The sequence below is a fragment of the Paraburkholderia sp. J11-2 genome, assembly GCF_905220185.1.
Classification (GTDB): Bacteria; Pseudomonadota; Gammaproteobacteria; order Burkholderiales; family Burkholderiaceae; genus Paraburkholderia.
This window is the reverse complement of record NZ_CAJMYY010000038.1, coordinates 1-17,549: the sequence shown is the minus strand read 5'-3', so window position 1 is coordinate 17,549 and position 17,549 is coordinate 1. Positions and strand designations below refer to the sequence as shown.

Below are 17,549 nucleotides of genomic sequence, written 5' to 3'. Positions count from 1 at the left end.
CAGTAGCGCCTGTTTAATCTCGGCGTGTATCGGACTTCACGCCGCGCCGCTCCGGCCAGCCGCCGACATGATTCGCCGTCACCTCTTCAACAACCTATAGAGGCAGGTCTAGGTCTGCATGGCATCTTTATAGATGCGCCCATCCTTCATGATCAGCTTCAGGTTCTTGTCGGGATCGGCGAGCAGTCCCACATTGTCGAGCGGGTTGCCACCGACGACCAGCAAATCGGCCCATGCACCCTGCTCCAGCACACCCAGCCTGGCGGGATAGGGGTTACGCTTTCCTGAGAGCTCTAGCAACTCCCCGTTGCCCCCTGTCACCATCCGCAAAATTTCGGAGCCGTTGTACCAGCGCGTCATATTGCCAATCATCAAACCCTGGCGTGCCGCCACCGCCGGCGAGAAGATCAAGTCGGTCCCGAACGCCACCTTGAGTCCGTGCTTGCGTGCGAGTTTGTACATGTTGTTGGTCCCCACGATGACTTCCCGGAACTTGTCGAGGATCGGTCCCGCTAGCGGCCCGACGTCGTCTTCGTTCACGAATGGCTGGGTACTTAACCATGTCCCGTTCTTCGCCATGATCTCGGCTGCATGATCGTCCATCAGATGACCATGTTCGATACATTGCGCGCCTGCTGCCACCGCTCGCTTCACGGCTTCTGACGTGTACGCATGAACGGCCACATAGGTCCCCCAATCGCCCGCGGTTTCGACGGCTGCTCGCAGTTGCTGCTCGGTGAAGGTCAGCATGTCGAGTGGGCTGCGCGGCGTGGATACGCCGCCGGCTCCCACGATCTTGATCTGCGTTGCGCCCTGCAGGAACTGCTCGCGCACGCGTAACCGCACCTCGTCCGCCGAATCGGCGATCGCATTCGCGCCGGTCCTTTCCTGCGCACTGACTTCGCCCGTCGTACGCGGGATGTCCGTGAGCGGGCGAAAATCGCCATGACCACCTGTCGTCGTGATCATCGCACCGGACGGATAAATACGCGGGCCAGGAATCATCCCTGCGTCGATAGCCTGTTTCAGCGCGAATGCCGGGCCGCCCACATCGCGTATCGTCGTGAAACCACGCAGCAACGTACGCTGGGCTTCCGCACTCGCAGCCAGATACACCAGGCCCAGGTCGGCCTGCAAGATCGTCTGGATCGGGAGCGAGGCGAGCATGGCGTGCCAGTGCATCTCGATCATCCCCGGCATCATCACCTTGCCGCCGCAATCGATTGTGCGGTTCGTGCCGGCAGCGGGTGGCTGGCCTTGCCCAAGCTGTGAGATGCGACTTCCTTCGACGACGAGATAGATCCCATCGCGCAGACCGGCGGACTTGCCGTCGAACAGTCGGAAATTTGTAAACGTGACGGGCTGCGGCGCAGCGGCGGCGGGACTCGCACCCTGCGCCCGAACGAGTTCTGGGAGCACGGCACTTAGCATGGTCGCCCCCATGCCGATCAGGAATCCGCGTCGCGCGAGGTCGGCGCCGATGCGGCGATTCGCATACTGGGCAAGCGCCTTGTTACAGAAGCAGGAATACGTTGGGCTTGTTCGGTTGACGCCGCTGTTTTTTCCGGAAGCCATATCCGCCCCCATTTGAGTTGAACACCATGCACGGAACCGCTGCTTGCGGCCTTTGAACAGGTAACGGGAACAACCAGCGGACAGTAACGACATTCTCACGGAAGTATGGCAAACAACTAACGCTCGTGCGTTCAAAGCGACGAACCATCGCTTGCGTAAGAGGTAGTGGCCTGTCGGGCGGAGACGCATCTGGGAAGCGAAACGAGTCCCACAATGGCGGTCCTGCGTGCAATGACGGATTTCGCCAGCAAGTAGCACACGCTCCCTTGGGTGAGTGGCCGATGAAGTAGTGAGAACGGTCCTCGCCAACCTTATGGACCGGGTGGCGGCCAAGGGGTCGACTAGCGCCTGCCACCTCGCTAGTGAGCGGTCATTCGTCTCGACGTGCCCGCGAAGCGCAGCTATATCGCTAACGGGCATTTTCAGTCCGGCATCGAATTCTCGGGCAAGCGGGCACGACGAAAGCGCGTGAGCCTCAATCGCTCGACACAACTTTCGGCCTCACGATCCGCGATGCCGGGCGCACAACGTAGAACAAGGAACGCCATCGTTGATTGGCCGGCCCGGAGAAAGCTGTTGCGCAGCGGAATTGCGTCGGGCAGGGCTCATCCTGTTTCTGCCGTTCGCCAATTGTACTTTGACCGTCCGATGTCATCGCGTGAAGCGATCCTTCATGCCATCGCTTCGGCCCACCCGCCTCCCATTGAGCAGGCGTAACGCAGTCCGGGCCGTTCATGCTGATCAGATACTTGCCGCCCCCTGCCTCGTGGAGCGAAAGTCACCGAATTTTGGCTCAGCCAGGCACAGCTCGAACAACGGTAATATGTGTCATTTGTGTGACGGAGCGAGCGGCGCACCGTCAAACCCGAGGGGACACCCTATGTTCGGCCGGTTCATGCCCAGAGACGGTAATTTCTTTGAGCTCTTCAATGCTCACGCCCGTTATATCGTGGATGGCAGCCAGGCTCTCGAAAAGCTGATCGAGAATCTTGAGGACGCGGAGCGTCACCGGCGCAACATAAAAATCATCGAAAAGTCCGCCGACAAGCTCACGAGTGAGTGCAACGACCTGTTGCACAAGACATTCATCACGCCACTTGATCGCGATGAAATCCAGCAGCTTATCAACACGCTGGACGACATCATCGACGTCATTGAGGACGTCGCGAACACCATCACGCTCTACGACGTGCAGGCGCTGCCCGATGACGCGATCGAGTTTGCGCGCCTGAGCACACGAACGGCAATTCAGGTTCAGCAGGCGGTCAGCATGCTTTCTGACATGAAGCAGGCGCAACAGATCCTGCGATGCTGCAAGGAGATCGACGAGCTTGAATCAGACGTTGACAGGTTGCTGCGCATCGCGATCTCGCGGCTCTTCCGGGAGGAGGAGGATGTCAAGACACTGATCAAGCTGAAAAGCGTCTATGAATTGCTCGAGACGATCACCGACAAGTGCGAGGCCGCGGCCAAGATAATCCAGGGCATCGTGCTCGAAAACGCCTGAGCAGGTCCGAACATGCACACGATTCAACTCGTCATCTGGACGGTGATCCTGCTCGTCGCGATAGCCCTCGTCTTCGATTTCATGAACGGGTTCCACGATGCAGCGAACTCCATCGCGACCGTGGTGTCCACCGGTGTTCTAAAGCCTCATCAGGCGGTTGCATTCGCAGCGTTGTTCAATGTCATTGCGTATTTTGTCTTCCACCTTGGAGTCGCCGCCACGATCGGTAAGGGCACGATCGACCCGGCAATAGTCGACCACTACGTGGTGTTCGGTGCACTTGTCGGCGCGATTGGCTGGAACTTCATTACCTGGTACTACGGCATTCCCTCCAGCTCATCTCATGCGCTGATCGGTGGACTGGTCGGCGCGGCACTCGCCAAATCCGGCTGGAGCGCGCTGAACGTCAACGGCATCATGAAGACCGTGGCCTTCATCGTCATTTCGCGGTGCTGGGCTTCGTGCTCGGCTCGTGTTTCATGCTGTGCATCGCCTGGATCTATTTCCGTGTGCCACAAGGCAAGGTGGATCGCCGGTTCCGGAAACTGCAACTGCTCTCGGCGGGTCTTTACAGCCTCGGACACGGCGGTAACGATTCGCAGAAGACCATTGGCATTATCTGGATGCTATTGATTGCAACGGGATATGCCTCGCAGAGCGCCGATGCGCCGCCACTGTGGGTGGCCGCGGCATGTTACGCGTCGATGGGCCTTGGGACCCTTTTCGGCGGTTGGCGCATCGTACGGACGATGGGTCAAAAGATCACGAAGCTCAAGCCGGTCGGTGGTTTTTGTGCAGAGCTGGGAGGGGCACTCACGCTATTTCTCGCCTCGGGGTTCGGCATTCCTGTATCGACCACGCACACCATCACGGGGGCGATTGTAGGAGTCGGTGCAACGCGCAAGCTGTCCGCCGTGCGTTGGGGTGTTGCGGGCAATATCGTCTGGGCCTGGGTTCTCACGATCCCCGCTTCAGCCGTGCTGGCCGCAACGGGATGGTGGATCGCAACCCGGCTGCTTTAACGCGCGAGCCTGGTTTCCGGTCCAGTCGAATATCGTCAAACCATGTGGCACTATTGCCGCATCAAGCGCTGTTATGGGGTTGCCCCCACAACAGGGCGCACTAACCATGCTGTAGCCGTCGACTATCGTGTTGATCCTTCTGAATCTGCTCTCCGGTGTGTCACTCCTCGTATGGGGTACACACATCGTCCGTACCGGCATCCTGCGCGTGTTCGGCGCGGACCTTCGCGCGATACTGGGTCGTAGCACGGGTAGCCGGCTGAAGGCCTTCCTCGCCGGACTGGGCGTCACCAGTCTCGTACAGAGCAGTAATGCCACCGCCGTTATCATCACGTCGTTTGCCGCACAAGGCATGGTATCGCTGGCGAGCGGACTGACCATCATGCTGGGCGCGGATGTTGGCACCGCACTCATGGCGCGGGTGCTGACACTCGATCTGTCCTGGCTCTCGCCGCTGCTGATTCTCGTTGGGGTGCCCCTTTTTCTCACCCGCAAGCAAACGCGCGCAGGTCAGACGGGCCGAGCGCTTATCGGACTCGGCTTGATCCTGCTGGCCCTTCATCTGATTGTGGAAGCCGCGCAACCCATGATGCAGGGTGCAGGAGTCAGGGTGATGTTCAGTGCCCTGACCGGCGACACCGTGCTCGATGCGCTAGTCGGCGCGGCCTTTGCAATGCTCTCGTATTCGAGCCTCGCCGCTGTTCTGTTGACCGCGACGCTCGCCTCTTCCGGCGTCATTTCGCTGAAGGTCGCATTGTGTCTTGTTGTCGGCGCAAATCTTGGCAGCGGACTGCTCGCGCTGATCAGTGCATGGCCTCAAAACGCAGCGGCCCGTCGCCTCTCCGCGGGAAGCTTCGCATTCAAACTGCTCGGTGCGCTGATTATCCTGCCGTTCGCATCGCTACTTGCACGCGCATTGCCGGTAATCATCGCGAATCCACGTGAAGCGGTAGTCGGCTTCCACCTCATCTACAACACCGTGCGATGCTGCGCCTGCCTCACCATGGTCGACAGGGTTGCCGCCATCAGCCGGAGACTGTTGCCTGACCGTCCATCGACGACAGCTGAACTGCGCCCACTGCATCTCGATCCCGCTGGGCTTGTCACGCCCGGCCTTGCCCTGGCGAACGCCTCGCGTGAGGTACTCCGGATTGGCGACATCGTCAGTGTGATGCTGGAGAACGTTTCTGAACTGCTCAGGCGCAATGATCTCGCCCTCGCTCGCGAAACCATGCGAATGGACGATGACGTTGACCACCTGTACGCCGAAGTGAAAAATTACCTGACGCTGATCTCGCGTGAACAGCTGGACGAGGCCGAGAGCCGTCGCTGGACCGACATCATTTCCCTCACAATCAATCTCGAACACGCCGGCGACATCATCGAGCGCATCGTGGGCGACATCGAAGAGAAGAAGATATCCCAGCGACTCGCCTTTTCTGAGGAAGGGTTGGGGGAACTCGATGATCTGCACGCGCGACTTGTGAGCAATCTGCGGCTCGGCCTGTCTGTTTTCCTCAACAACGACCTGCGTTGTGCGGAGCAGCTTCTGGCCGAAAAGGAGCGTTTTCGCGATCTGGAGCGAGTGTATTCTCACAAGCATCTGGACCGGCTTGCGGGACAGGCGCTTCGCAGTGTGGAAACCAGCGCCCTGCACCTGGATCTGATCAGCAACATGAAGAGGCTGAATTCGCTCTTCTGTTCGACAGCCTATCCCGTACTCGACGCTGCGGGAGCGCTTCACGAAACCCGGCTGCGCAAACGTTCGCTGGACAGTCTGCACACGAAGGAATGACGATGGGCACAAAAGCGGCAGATTAGCCGGCGTGACGTCATCCGTTCGGTCACACCTGTCCATGCCGGGCGCCGCATGGAATTTACCAGCAGTTTGGGGTGTTCGCGCCGCATGCATCCGGGCAGCGAGCCCCCGAACTCCAGGCAAGCTGGAGTCGCCTGGCAGCGCGCTTGCCATGCCAGCGACATGCTCCCGCGAGCATCATGTCGGGGAGACGAAACCCGAGGCAGCCACTTCTGAACCGAAAAGCAACGCGACGATTGCCCGCGTTGGCACACTGGCCACGAGTGTCCCTACCTTGCGAGGACTGAACCAGCGACAGCGCACGATTTCATTGCACGGACGCGGTCTTGCATCATCGGGCAGAACGCAGAAGAACACGTGATGGCGTTTGTTCAGGCCGCCGAACTGGAACAGGTACCCCAGCTCGTGCCCTCCAAGCGCGGTTTCTTCGCTGAGCTCGCGTCGGGCAGCATCGACCGGCGACTCGTCGCGCCGGATCGTACCGCCAGGTAGCGACCACCTGGTTCGCCCGCGCTCCACGAGGAGAATTCTCTCGCGCTGCCAGCACACAACAGTTGCTCGCTCTTTCATGCTTTCAGGTTTCAGTGCACGTGCTAAATTTTTCTGACAAATCGAAACGTCGCTCAGGGAGTCGGGCCCCAGCCACAGGCTGGGGCATACCGGCAACGGGTGCTCCTGCCACACCACGACAATGTACCAGCGCTTCAGGCGTAGTCTGGCTGTGAAAAGAGGAAATCCGCTCGGCCCGCGAGATCCGCGCGCTGCCCGCCATCCTTCGACAGGGCTTCTTCCGGCTTTGGTCCGGATAAGCCTCCACGGGTGCTGCCGCGGCTACCACTTGTGGAACCATCGATGTCCGTGTCTGATCTCCCTTCCGGCATAAACAGCCAGAAAGGCGCCGACAACCATTGCTGCCATCGCAAGCGATTCATCGAAGAAATCGCCGGGTTGCGATGCCTTCACAAAGACCCAGATGCCAATCCCGATCGCCATCAGGAGCATCCCCATAATCAGCCCCCAAACTGGCCCGGCCGGATCAGACCGCAATCTGTGAGACATTTTCATTTGCGTACCTCCCGACACCGTCGCTGTTCACTGCGAGCAGTCCGTGAAACTCACAACCGGTGCCCCGCTTTCAGGATGGGTGGCTCCCGTTCCGGCTTCAGGTCGCAATGAACTCCCGGTCATAAGCCTGATTCGAAACCGCAGCATGACCGGCAAACTGCTGCGGCGGGCACCCGCAGTCAATGCCTCGCGAATGCAAAAACAGCAATCAACACAGCAATGAGTGCGGCAAGCCATTTCACCAGAACAACCAGACTTCCCACTTTCTCACCAAGCAGGCGAACTGCTTCGGCTTCCTGAGCGCCACTGCCGCCGGGTAGCGCATCATCGTCACGTGGCCGGATTCCATCCGACTCGCAAAGCCTGAGCTTGGCCTGCTCGAATGCCATATGCGTGACGTATCCTGTCGCGACTTCGGGCAACCCGGTTGCATTGACGCTGTCTGGCCTGAGAAACACGCAGGGGTCACCATGCGTAACTGCGGCTTCCGGTGCGTTCGAATAGAGATGCCTCATGGACAGCGCGAGTTTGACGTCCGTGAGTCGCGCGGCGTCGATACCCTCGATAAGGCCCCGCATGCTGCTTGCCGGCACGTGGAACGATGCCCACCACTGGCCGGGCTCCTGTATCTCAGGATCCGCTGCGTTGTAGCCAAGTCTGGCCGTGCCGAGCGGGACGTCGGAAAACGCGATGCCCAGTTCATCCTGCCATTCGCGAAGGCCCTGATGATCCCCTTGGTTGAGCTCACGGACTGCGAACGTGACACTGACGGCGTGTTGCCTGGTCTGCGGTTCGCCGACCACACACAGATCTGCGTCGTCCAGATGCGCAGTCCCCTGTATGTATGTCGCCAGGACCGACTGCCCCTCGTCTCCTGTCGGTTCCGCCTGCCGGACGATCCGGAGGTCCTGCAGTGTCAGCCAGACCGATCGGGCGGGCTCGTACCTCATACACACACTGCGGTCCGTTGTAACGTCCACCGTACGGCGCCCATTTTCAGGAAGGCCACCCCTGACGCGCGGTGTGGACGTGTCGCGCATTTCAGGTCCTGCGTGGGCATTGTCTCGCCGTCCGTCCTCTGCATCCTGGAACGCGTCGCGTGACGGCAGCCGGTCCCGTCCGCCGGAGTCGCCACGATCCAGTACGTCCGTGCGACACGCATCTCTGCCGGGAACGTGATCGCGCTCTCGCAAACGCTGAGGGAGCCCAACCAGCAGTTCTCCTGGATCGGCGCCGATGCGCAATGCCGGGCGCATTGGACGGTCATGTGCCTCCGTCGTGACCGGCATACCCGTCTGATCGCGATGAGCCGATCCTGCCGGGTCAGTGACCTTGATGAATGCCGGCATCAACCGGCCGAGGAGGTTGCCATACGGGGACAGCAGTGGCAGGAACAGCACGGCCAGAACTGCATTGAACAGCGTATGGAAGTCCGCGACCACACGTCCATTGTCGGGTTGCACGGAGACCATGAACCGTCCGATCGGCCCGAGCGCGGCAAGCACGAGAGCGGCCCCGATCAGCAGGATGAGCAGGTTACCCACCGGGAGCCGCCTTGATGCAGGATCGTCAGGAACAGCCGATTCGAGCACCGGCTTGATCGCGGCGCCCAGGTTTGCACCCAGCACCAGCGCGAAAGCGGTATCTGGCGGCACGACGTTTTTGGCGCACAGGGACGCGACCAGCAAGACGGCAGCAACGGTCGAATCCGCAGCCCAGCTCAGGCTCGCGGCGAGCAGCACATCCACCAGCGGGACAGTCGACGCGGCGCCCAGCAGCACACGCAGGCTGGGCGCGTCTTCGTACTCGGTCATCAGATCGAGCAGTTCGTGCAACGCAATCAGCATCAGGCCCAGTCCGATGAACGCGCGCCCCAGATCGTGTGCCCGCGTGTTCGACGCCTTGCGGAACATCAGCACTCCGACCAGTACGAGTGCTGGCGAGACCGCCGCCACATCGAAGGACAGCACCTGCACAATCAGCGTCGCACCGACGTTCGCCCCCAGCATGACGGCCAGCGCTGGAACAAGGTCGACGCGCCCCTCTGCAGCAAGACCGGCGGTCATCGAGCCGGTTACCGCACCGTTTTGCAATACCGCGGCGGACCCCATACCGGCAATGAATGCGTGCCCCCGGTCGTGTAGCGAGCGCGCGAGAAGCGACTGAAGCGCCACACCGAACGCCCGCTGCATGCCCGTCTGGACCATCTGCGTGCCAAGCACAAGCAGCGCGATGGAACCCGCGAGATCGATCAGCGTGAATGTCGTCGGCATACCCATGCTCCACTTGTACCGTCACATTGCCGGTTTTCCCGCACGCTCCGGAGTGTCGCGGCCCTCCGTGTACATCTGCGCCGCAGGCGGCACGGAGGAACACTCACCATTGTTCAGAAAATTTCGGGTGGCATTGGTGCGCAAGCGCACAGCCAGCCTGTCAACGCGCAGGAAGCGTTGGGGTCCGGTTCCGGAGATCAGCAGGGCGCCACTGCACAGCCACGGCACCAGGTCTCGACTGTCGCATGCGTGACGTGCAGAAGCGCTCCGCCACAATGGCGCGCCTGGGATGGCCTCAATGAGTCAGGGCTTCCCGCTCAAGCTGGGCGCGCGAAACGTGACGGACATCCTTGCCCTTGACAACATAAATAACGAGCTCTGCCAGGTTCTTTGCATGGTCGCCGATCCGTTCGATGGCCGACGCAATGGACACATAGTCGAGTGCGGAAGAGATGACGCGGGGATTCTCCGCCATGTACGTCGGCAGCTTGCGCACAAACGCGCGGTACTCCTCATCGATCGCCTCATCCGCGCGCATGATCCTGGCTGCCTCAACCGTATCGAGACGGGCGAATGCCGCGAGCGCGTCGTGGAAGATGATTGCCGCCCTCTGACCGGATGACCGGATTTCCGCGATATTCAGATTCCGGCCCGTCGCGTCATTCGCGATTTTCCTCGTCCGTTTTGCGATCTTGCGTGCTTCATCGCCTGCGCGCTCGAGATTGCTGATGCCCTTGGAGAAGGCCATCAGCCGCCGCAGGTCGGATGCGATGGGCTGGCGCCGCGCAATGACGTTGCTGCACTCGGCGTCGATCTCGACTTCCATCGCATTGAGCCGGTGCTCCTCATCAATCACCTTCTCGACCAGATTCATGTCGAAGCGTCTGAGCGCCTCCATCGCATCGGCCAACTGTGACTCAACCAGTCCCCCCATCTCGAAGAATCTCGACGACAGGTGTTCAAGTTCAGCATCGAACTGGCTGGAAATGTGCTTGTCTGGCATTGAAAAACTCCCCATACCAGAAAGACGATAAACTGTTTATACGGTTTGTCAAACCTGAAAAAACCATGAAACAACAGGCAACCAGGAACAGAAGCGGCAAGCGGCAGGGTACGCCCCCGGGCGAAGGGTCCGCTGAGGCAACGGCAACCGGGGAGGCCGGGCAACCAGCAAAGGCCCGGCGTGGGGGATCAAAGCCACAGGGCCAGAAGGCAGCGCCCGTGGAAGCGTCTCCCGGACGCGTTGCCGGGCACCGCAGGGAGCATGTCAAACGGGAAAAGGTCGTACGCGACATCTTCACGATGCCCAGGGCGGACTACGAACAGCTCTCGGTGCTCAAACAGCGATGCCTCGACGCGGGTATCGCCGTGAAAAAGAGCGAACTCGTCCGCGCAGGGCTGCTTCTGCTGGCATCCGGGCCGACGAAGCGCCTGCTTGCGGCCGTCAAGGCGGTCGAGCCGGTCAAGACCGGCAGGCCACCGAAATCGAAGTAAGCCGCGCCGAGGACCCGGCGGCCGTACCGCACCAGGCTCACCGTCCGGAACCGGCGAGGCGACGCCGCAGCTGTGCTGTCCGGGCTGCGGGGGCAGGAACGATAGCGGGGCCGCGCTCCGGTGTGAAAGCGCCGACAAAACGCGATACGGATCGTGCAGGTGCGGGCGGTCGATGTTGCGACGTCTGCGCCTGCGCCAGCACCGGCTACAGTTGCGTCATGTGAGCTTCCGCAGGCGGTACCCAATACCCCGCACTGTCACGATCCGCTCTGCGCCGATCTTCTGCCGAAGGCGATGCACATGCACCTCGAGCGCATTGCTGTCGATTGCGTCGTCCGGGCCGTACATCTTCCCTGAAAGTTCACGATGGGTGAAGACCCGGTGCGGTTCTTCGATGAGCGCCCTGAGCAGACTGAACTCGCGCGGTACCAGGTCGAGCGCCACGCCATGGAGGCTCGCCTCATGGGGAAACCCGGTTCAGCAGAAGTCCATTGTGTGCACAAACTTGCGCTGCAAGACTGGTTCGATGACGCATCAGAACACGCACACGCGCCGCAAGTTCCTCAAGGTCGAACGGCTTGATCAGGTAATCGTCCACACCGACGTCGAGCGCGCGAATACGGCTTTGCACCGCATCCCGCGCCGTCAGGATGATCACGGGGACGCGGCCACCGCGCGTCCGGTACTGGTTCAGCAGTTCGAGCCCTGCGTCTCCGGGGAGCCCCAGGTCCAGCACAAGCAGGTCGTACGTTTCGTCGCAAAGCGACAACTCCGCCTCGCATCGGTCACGCACCCAGTCAGTCGCGTAGCCCGCGCACCGCATCGCCTCCACCACGGACCCGGCGAGCACACCGTCGTCTTCTAGCAGCAACAGGCGCATGGCGTGACCTCTACAGAGACGTCGCCATTCTCGAACGGCATCGCTTAACGCACACTTAAGCGTCCCTTAAGCTCCTGCTGCCGACAATCCGCCCGAATACTGAGGCCAGCCGTTTGTTCGAGCGGCCTTCACGTCCCCCTCGGGAAGAACATCAGAAGGTGGCGAGCTCAAACCTCTTGCGCCGGAGACCTGGACATGCCCAGCAGCAGCAAGCCCCGATCGCTTCGCCAGCCGTCTTCCAGGGCGCTTTCGAAAGCACTGCTCCTTCCCATGTCCCGAAGTGAAGCGGCCAATCTGGCGCTGCGCACGCGGATTGCGCTCGAGCGATTGCGTAACGGCGAGGCCAGCCGGTCGCTGGTCAATCACATGTGCCAGATCGTCCTCATCACCAGCTACATCACCCGTGCCGGATTCGGCAGGCTCGATCTCCACGACATTGACCGCGTCGAGCACAATCTCGGCGAGGTACTCTTCGAGGCAGACAGGACGGGAGAATGGAACCTCCCTGATTCGTTGATCAGTGAACTCACGACCGTGGTGAACGAGTACGATCGCCAGCTCGCCACGACCCGCGTCGAGATCGTCGCCCGCGCCAGCGAACACCTCGAAAGGCGCTTGCTGCTCACTGCAAGCCAGCGCCCTGCCGCCGCGGATGACGTCCGCGACCGTGCGCACGCGTGACACACTTGCGCTGATCATCCCGCAGCCACGAGTTTCAGGAGCAACGCGCTATTCCGCACGTCGTGTAGACCGGTTGGCGCGCCGGCCGCGTCCCGTTGCGAAAAGCGGCGCGTCTGCGAGCGCCCCGTGTCCGGAGTGCCGCTGGTCGCCAGTCAGCTGACTCGCGCAACCTGTCCTCTTCTGGTTCGAGCTCGCGGTCTTGAACGTCCGCGACCGTATTGCGCGGTGGCGCCTCACCGCCACCCACTACGGCTGCGAGGAACTGCATCCATCTCGTACGCATCTGTCTCCCACATGCTCCATCCGTCGTGCCCGCGTCGTTGCGTCATCCATGGATGAAAAAAAAAGCGCCTCGAAGCGCGCGTACGGAATCGCTCCATATGTCTGCGTTTCGAGACGCCGTTGTCCCGTCTGCAATCTTTCCCCTACACAAGGCAGGGACTACATCTGTGGCCATCGTCGACCAGCCAGTCTAGAGGCAAAAAATACGCCATTGCGCCGGGCGAGATGAATTCCGGCGCCTCGGCGTCATCCACAGGGCTGTCCCTTGTGAGGATGCCCCACACGCGAGCAGATGCCTCCCGTCTGGTGCGTAGCGAGGCCACAATGCACCACGCCGCCGCACGCGCCCAAGGCCCACCACGTTGAGAAAATACCTGCAGGCGAGGTGTCAACAACCCTCACCGGCGTCATCCGTTCGCAGTCCAGACTGATCTGGCAGATGGTCCAGGCGGGAAAGCAGGTCCCTCGCCTGTCTCTCGATGTGAATGGGTAGCAGTGGCATGGCCAGAACGGCCTGTATCCTGGCCCGCCACCAACGTAAGTCAATCGCTGCCCCGGTTTCACACGCGTGCAGGTAGCCGGCTGAGTGCTCGAGATAATTGAGCACATTGCGGATGTGCGCCAGATCCTTTTCTACGAAATCGTAGCTCACGATGGATTCCCCGTTCTTTGCGTGTTTGTGCACCGCCGCGTTGGCCGCCCCTCCCGCGTCTGGCGTGAAATCACCGGCCTGCAGTGTTACTTCTTCAATGAAAATGCATGGCAAAGGCATTCAGTGCCGTGACCGGGTCCAGCGACACCACTCATGGTGATCCAGATTGCGCAGAAGGTCGGCGCGACGCCGTTCACGGCGATAGTGCGCGACGACGCCGCATGAGGCGATCACCAGAACGATTGCGCCGACAAGCATTGCCAGCCAGGATGGATCCACGTCAACCTCCTCAGGTTCGTCAGGGTCGCTACCCGATCGCGTGGGCGGCACGCTTAACGAATATTGGCAGATAGACCGACTGGATAATGGGCTATGTGTCCTTGAGTGTCGGTCAGCGCACCCGCGCGATCGCGCGCAGAAATGCGTCGCCATGCGGTGTGACGCGAGGCACCGGAAAGCCCGGTTCTGGTGGATCGTTCGCAATCAACTGGAGCGCGCGAAGCGCGCACAGTTCGGCACGATCCGCCTCGATCCGCTCAGGCGCATCCTTGACCAGCAGCAACGTGGCCAGCTCGTGGGGGCTCAACACGGCGTTTCCCTCCCGAAGGGGACTCAATGAACGGTAATCCGGTCTGGTAGGCACCGCGCGGCGTGCGACCAGACCGGGGCAGACATTAAGGAGCGTCGGCTAACTGGACTTCTGTCGTCGACCGGGGGATCGACTTCGTTGTGTCGCCGCGGTCGATGTTTTTGAAGCACCGTCGGGAATGGCGTGTGCGATATCCCGTGAATCTGCACGCGGCTGGCTTGCCGGGACACCATCCTTTGCAACGGGGAGCGGATTCATCGCTCGCAACATCGCATCGACTCCGCGTGCGCACCTCGCCATACCGTCGAGCGTGGTGTTCAGGTGGCGCATGTGCCCGTCATGGCTGTCGCTGGCACCTCGGCCGAAGTTCGCTGTCGCTTCCGAAGCGATGTCCATCCAGCCATGGGTGTACCCGGCGAACTGCGTGGCAAGCCAGGGCCATGTGGCGGCCTGACGGCAGGCGAACTGCTCAGGCGTCTGTGCCCGCAGCACGTTTTCCCAATGCAGGCCGGCGCCAGACAACACCAGCCTGCATGTCTCGATGTTCAGTCGCGCCAGCGCATGGAGGCTGGCAAACAGCTGGCCGTTCAGGATGGCCAGGTTCACCGCGCTGGATTCGTGTGTCGTGGCAAACAGCATCTGCTCAGGAGTGCTCAAGGAATGTCTCTCAGGTTCTTGCGGACGAGGCCTGGCCGCTGCCACTGCGGCTGGTGACCGGCATGGACGCGCGCGACAGAGCCCCTTCGGGCGGTGTCGCGCCGATCTAGAGTCTTTATTCTAACTTTGTTAAATCAATGCCAATATTACACATGATCCAGGAATTTCCCCAATATGTGGGATCCAAGAACGATGGTGGCAGGCCGCAACGCCGGGGCAACGCGCGTTCGTCGATGCGCCTCTGACCGGGTCGAATCTGGTCTTGCGTGCGTTGAAGTTACGCCGTGTCCCGGACAGGGTGAGGTCCGGCGCCAAGCGGACGTCCTCCCGCCTGCCGAGCCACGCTCAATGCCGGTCCTGGCAGAACAGGTCGTCGATGATCTTGCGCGCCGCACTGTATCCGCCCATGAGTGCGTCGGCCTCCGTTGCGAAGGGACGGCCACCCGCTTCACCGAAGCGCAGGGGGGAAAACACCGCGACGGTACTGGCTGCCTGAAATATCCTGACAACAGCGACGTACCCCGGCCGGATTGGTTCGGCCCTTGCCGGCCCAATGCGGATATCGGACTCAACGGCGATCTCGAGCGTAAAGCCCTCGTAATCGTAGCTTCGCGTCATGGCTGTCTCCCCGCCTTACTTCTCACGCCGGCACTCCCGGACGCCCGACATGGCTTCGAGCCGCGCGCAGATCGTCGAAAACTCGTTTGCCGTGACCCGCGACAGTGCAATCTGCGCGTCGTCGAGATCGGCGTCATCCTCCGACTGCTGGACGATGAACTGCCTGACGCGCACGCTTCCCGTGCCAAGGGCCTGATGCACGTTATCCAGCGAGACGCTACCGCGCTCGGCCAGCGACTGGATATTGCGCTGCTGACGCACAGCAATAAAGCGCCGCTCCAGGGGCTTCACACCGACCAGGATGACCATGATGATGGCCGTCGCGCCAATCGCAGCCGTGTACATGCCGCCGCCGACTGCCAGCCCGATGCCCGCGACCGACCAGAGGCTCGCCGCCGTCGTCAGCCCGCGCACCACTTCGCCACGAAGCAGTATCGACCCTGCGCCATGAAAGCCAATACCGGAAACCACCTGGGCGGCGACCCGCGACGGATCAAGCACGACGTTCTTCTCGCCCGGCACGTCGGCAAATCCGAACGCCGAAACCAGCATCATGAGCGCGGCCCCGACGCAGACCAGCATGTGCGTCGCGGGCCCGCCACCCAGGTCAGTCTTTCGCGCTCAAACACGATCACGTTGCCGAGAAGTGCCGTAATCAGCAGGCGCGACAGAAGCTCGAAGTTCCCGATCTTTTTCAGGTCCGGTAGACGTCTGCGAGACAGGGGTCTTGCACGTTGAGCGCTGGGTTGTGGCATTTTCGTGACATCAATGTTGATACCAGTCCAATGTCCGAGCACGCCTCGCGGTGTCCCGGTCGCGCCCGGGGCGCGGTCGACCGGCGATTGCTGGGAAGCACTACCCTGGCTCTCACCCCCGGAAGTCGCTGCCATGCAACCGCACCCGCCTGATCCCCCCTCCTCCCGCTTCCCCAGCGACACCGAACTCGCTGCGTTGCGCAGCTGGTATGAGCGCGTCGGCGCGCGCGGCGGTCTGCCGATATCTCGATCCCCTACGCGTCACGGACGCCTCCGCGCGCAGCACGCTGGGCTGGATCCGCCGGCGACCGGTCGACCACGCGCGGGCGCGCAATCGCGCCGGGCTGGCAGCCCCACTCCTGGAACACCCAGCACTCGGCAACGGCCCGGCCGTCTCGCGTAAAGCGTATTGAATGCGTCAACGTTTCGACATTAATTGTGTCTACATGAAGCTGTTTCTGCCCAACGACCGTCACGCCGTCACGCAAATCATCAAAGCGCGCTCTTCATCGCGAACGCCTCTGCCGCGGCCACCGTATCCAGCGCCTCCCGCAACAGCGCGATCTTGCCCTCGCGCGCCACGAGCCGCCCCGCGTACATCTGCCGATAGATTTTTCCCGTCGACGGCACGAGCGCTTCAACTTCATATTCGGCGAAGACCTGCTCCGGCGTTTCGATCAGAATGCGCACGTTCTTGAACGCGAAATCCGGCACTTTCGCGAGCAATGAAGCGATAAAACCTTCAATCGCTTCGGGGCCCTGCGCACGGCCGTCGATGCCGAGCGATTTCAGATACGGCAGTTCCAGCACACCATCGTCGGCGAATAGTGCGGCAGCCGCGCGCGGGTCGCGAATCGATTCGAGGTAAGCGGCAAGCAGTTGTCTGGCGTTGTTCATGATCGGCTTTCGATATCTGTGTTGATGGGTGCGCGTTATTGCAGACGCGTCTTCAATGCCATCGCCATCTGCTGCATGGCGGCGCGCGTCGGTGCGTCGGCGGCGAGCACGTTGAGCAGGCCGAAGTCGTGAATCGTGCCTTTGTATTGCGTCGTCGTCACGTCGTTGCCCGCCTGGTCGAGCCGATGTCCGTAGGCTTCGCCTTCGTCGCGCAGCACGTCGAACTGCGCCGTCTGGATCAGCGCGGGCGGCAAGCCCTTCAACTCGTCGAGCGTGGCGCGCAGCGGCGATGCGTAGCGCTGGTTGCGCTCGCCTGCGTCGGTCGTGTACGCGTTCCAGAACCACTTCATCATGTCGCGGCTCAGGAAATAGCCGTTTTCGAAAGCGTCGTAGGAGGCGTTGTCGAATGCGTGGTCCGTCACCGGCCACATGAGGCCCTGGAAGCGGATCGCCGGGCCGTGTCGGTCCTTCGCCATCTGGCTGACGACCGCGGCCATGTTGCCGCCCACGCTGTTGCCCACGACCGCGAGCCGGGCGCCATCGACGCCGATTTCCTCACCATGCGCGGCGACCCACTTCGTTGCGGCGTAAGCCTGGTTGATCGCGACCGGATAGCGTGCTTCGGGCGAAGACGTGTATGCGACGAACACGGCCGCCGCGCCCGACTGCACCACGAGGTCACGCACGAGACGCTCATGCGTCGGGTAGTCGCCGAGAATCCAGCCGCCGCCGTGTAAGAACATGAACACGGGCAGCACGCCGCGCGCATGCTGCGGCCTGACG

The 17,549-nt window shown here is 61.5% G+C and carries 16 protein-coding genes and 3 pseudogenes; 5 read left to right on the top strand and 14 right to left on the bottom strand.

Translation table 11 applies throughout. The features are described 5' to 3' along the window. Window positions 1–108: 108 nt before the first annotated feature. Entirely contained in the window at window positions 109–1,575 is a 1,467-nt protein-coding gene (locus U5A57_RS36210) for an amidohydrolase family protein (RefSeq protein WP_321916597.1), read from the bottom strand. 880 nt (window positions 1,576–2,455) lie between these two features. Between U5A57_RS36210 and U5A57_RS36205 the strand changes: the two genes are divergently transcribed. From U5A57_RS36205 to U5A57_RS36195, 3 genes and pseudogenes are all read left to right on the top strand, one after another. Next, window positions 2,456–3,082, top strand: a complete 627-nt coding sequence (locus tag U5A57_RS36205; protein ID WP_321916595.1) for a DUF47 domain-containing protein — start codon at window positions 2,456–2,458, stop codon at window positions 3,080–3,082. A 12-nt stretch (window positions 3,083–3,094) separates the two neighbouring features. Further along, window positions 3,095–4,104 (top strand): annotated as a pseudogene (locus U5A57_RS36200) (inorganic phosphate transporter). Window positions 4,105–4,231: 127 nt separating this feature from the next. After that, a complete protein-coding gene (locus tag U5A57_RS36195) occupies window positions 4,232–5,899 on the top strand; it encodes a Na/Pi cotransporter family protein (RefSeq protein WP_321916594.1) in 1,668 nt (555 codons plus the stop codon). A gap of 201 nt (window positions 5,900–6,100) precedes the next feature. Here the strand turns inward: U5A57_RS36195 and U5A57_RS36190 are convergent, their stop codons facing one another. From U5A57_RS36190 to phoU, 4 genes are all read right to left on the bottom strand, one after another. Further along, window positions 6,101–6,493 carry an NUDIX hydrolase gene (locus U5A57_RS36190; protein WP_321916591.1) on the bottom strand — a complete coding sequence of 131 codons (393 nt, stop codon included), beginning with the start codon at window positions 6,491–6,493 and terminating at the stop codon, window positions 6,101–6,103. Window positions 6,494–6,754: 261 nt separating this feature from the next. Then, complete coding sequence (locus U5A57_RS36185; protein ID WP_321916589.1) at window positions 6,755–6,988, bottom strand: hypothetical protein; 234 nt, start codon at window positions 6,986–6,988, stop codon at window positions 6,755–6,757. A 179-nt stretch (window positions 6,989–7,167) separates the two neighbouring features. Further along, window positions 7,168–9,261 (bottom strand): Na/Pi symporter, encoded by a 2,094-nt coding sequence (locus U5A57_RS36180; protein ID WP_321916588.1) that lies wholly within the window; start codon window positions 9,259–9,261, stop codon window positions 7,168–7,170. A 295-nt stretch (window positions 9,262–9,556) separates the two neighbouring features. Beyond that, a complete protein-coding gene (gene phoU / locus U5A57_RS36175; protein ID WP_321916586.1) occupies window positions 9,557–10,264 on the bottom strand; it encodes a phosphate signaling complex protein PhoU in 708 nt (235 codons plus the stop codon). Window positions 10,265–10,329: 65 nt separating this feature from the next. On the opposite strand from phoU, the gene U5A57_RS36170 reads away from it, so the two are divergent. Further along, on the top strand, window positions 10,330–10,755 hold the full coding sequence (locus tag U5A57_RS36170) for a hypothetical protein (protein ID WP_321916584.1): 426 nt from the start codon (window positions 10,330–10,332) through the stop codon (window positions 10,753–10,755). A gap of 216 nt (window positions 10,756–10,971) precedes the next feature. Here U5A57_RS36170 and U5A57_RS36165 read toward each other — a convergent pair. Beyond that, a pseudogene (locus U5A57_RS36165) lies at window positions 10,972–11,635 on the bottom strand (response regulator). Window positions 11,636–11,830: 195 nt separating this feature from the next. On the opposite strand from U5A57_RS36165, the gene U5A57_RS36160 reads away from it, so the two are divergent. Then, on the top strand, window positions 11,831–12,316 hold the full coding sequence (locus U5A57_RS36160; protein WP_321916583.1) for a hypothetical protein: 486 nt from the start codon (window positions 11,831–11,833) through the stop codon (window positions 12,314–12,316). 670 nt (window positions 12,317–12,986) lie between these two features. Here U5A57_RS36160 and U5A57_RS36155 read toward each other — a convergent pair. From U5A57_RS36155 to U5A57_RS36120, 8 genes and pseudogenes are all read right to left on the bottom strand, one after another. Then, window positions 12,987–13,250 carry a hypothetical protein gene (locus U5A57_RS36155; protein ID WP_321916580.1) on the bottom strand — a complete coding sequence of 88 codons (264 nt, stop codon included), beginning with the start codon at window positions 13,248–13,250 and terminating at the stop codon, window positions 12,987–12,989. Window positions 13,251–13,370: 120 nt separating this feature from the next. Then, window positions 13,371–13,529 (bottom strand): hypothetical protein, encoded by a 159-nt coding sequence (locus U5A57_RS36150; protein WP_321916578.1) that lies wholly within the window; start codon window positions 13,527–13,529, stop codon window positions 13,371–13,373. Between the two features lie 112 nt (window positions 13,530–13,641). Then, a complete protein-coding gene (locus U5A57_RS36145) occupies window positions 13,642–13,812 on the bottom strand; it encodes a hypothetical protein (RefSeq protein ID WP_415765665.1) in 171 nt (56 codons plus the stop codon). Between the two features lie 126 nt (window positions 13,813–13,938). Beyond that, on the bottom strand, window positions 13,939–14,496 hold the full coding sequence (locus U5A57_RS36140; RefSeq protein ID WP_321916575.1) for a phasin family protein: 558 nt from the start codon (window positions 14,494–14,496) through the stop codon (window positions 13,939–13,941). A gap of 345 nt (window positions 14,497–14,841) precedes the next feature. Then, window positions 14,842–15,114, bottom strand: coding sequence for a hypothetical protein (locus tag U5A57_RS36135; protein ID WP_321916574.1), 273 nt, complete (start codon window positions 15,112–15,114; stop codon window positions 14,842–14,844). A 15-nt stretch (window positions 15,115–15,129) separates the two neighbouring features. Continuing rightward, window positions 15,130–15,803 (bottom strand): annotated as a pseudogene (locus tag U5A57_RS36130) (MgtC/SapB family protein). 558 nt (window positions 15,804–16,361) lie between these two features. Further along, window positions 16,362–16,766: a nuclear transport factor 2 family protein gene (locus tag U5A57_RS36125; protein ID WP_321916572.1), complete on the bottom strand. Its 405-nt coding sequence runs from the start codon at window positions 16,764–16,766 to the stop codon at window positions 16,362–16,364. 35 nt (window positions 16,767–16,801) lie between these two features. Then, a partial coding sequence (locus U5A57_RS36120; protein ID WP_321916571.1) for an alpha/beta hydrolase occupies window positions 16,802–17,549 on the bottom strand: 748 nt, incomplete at its 5' end.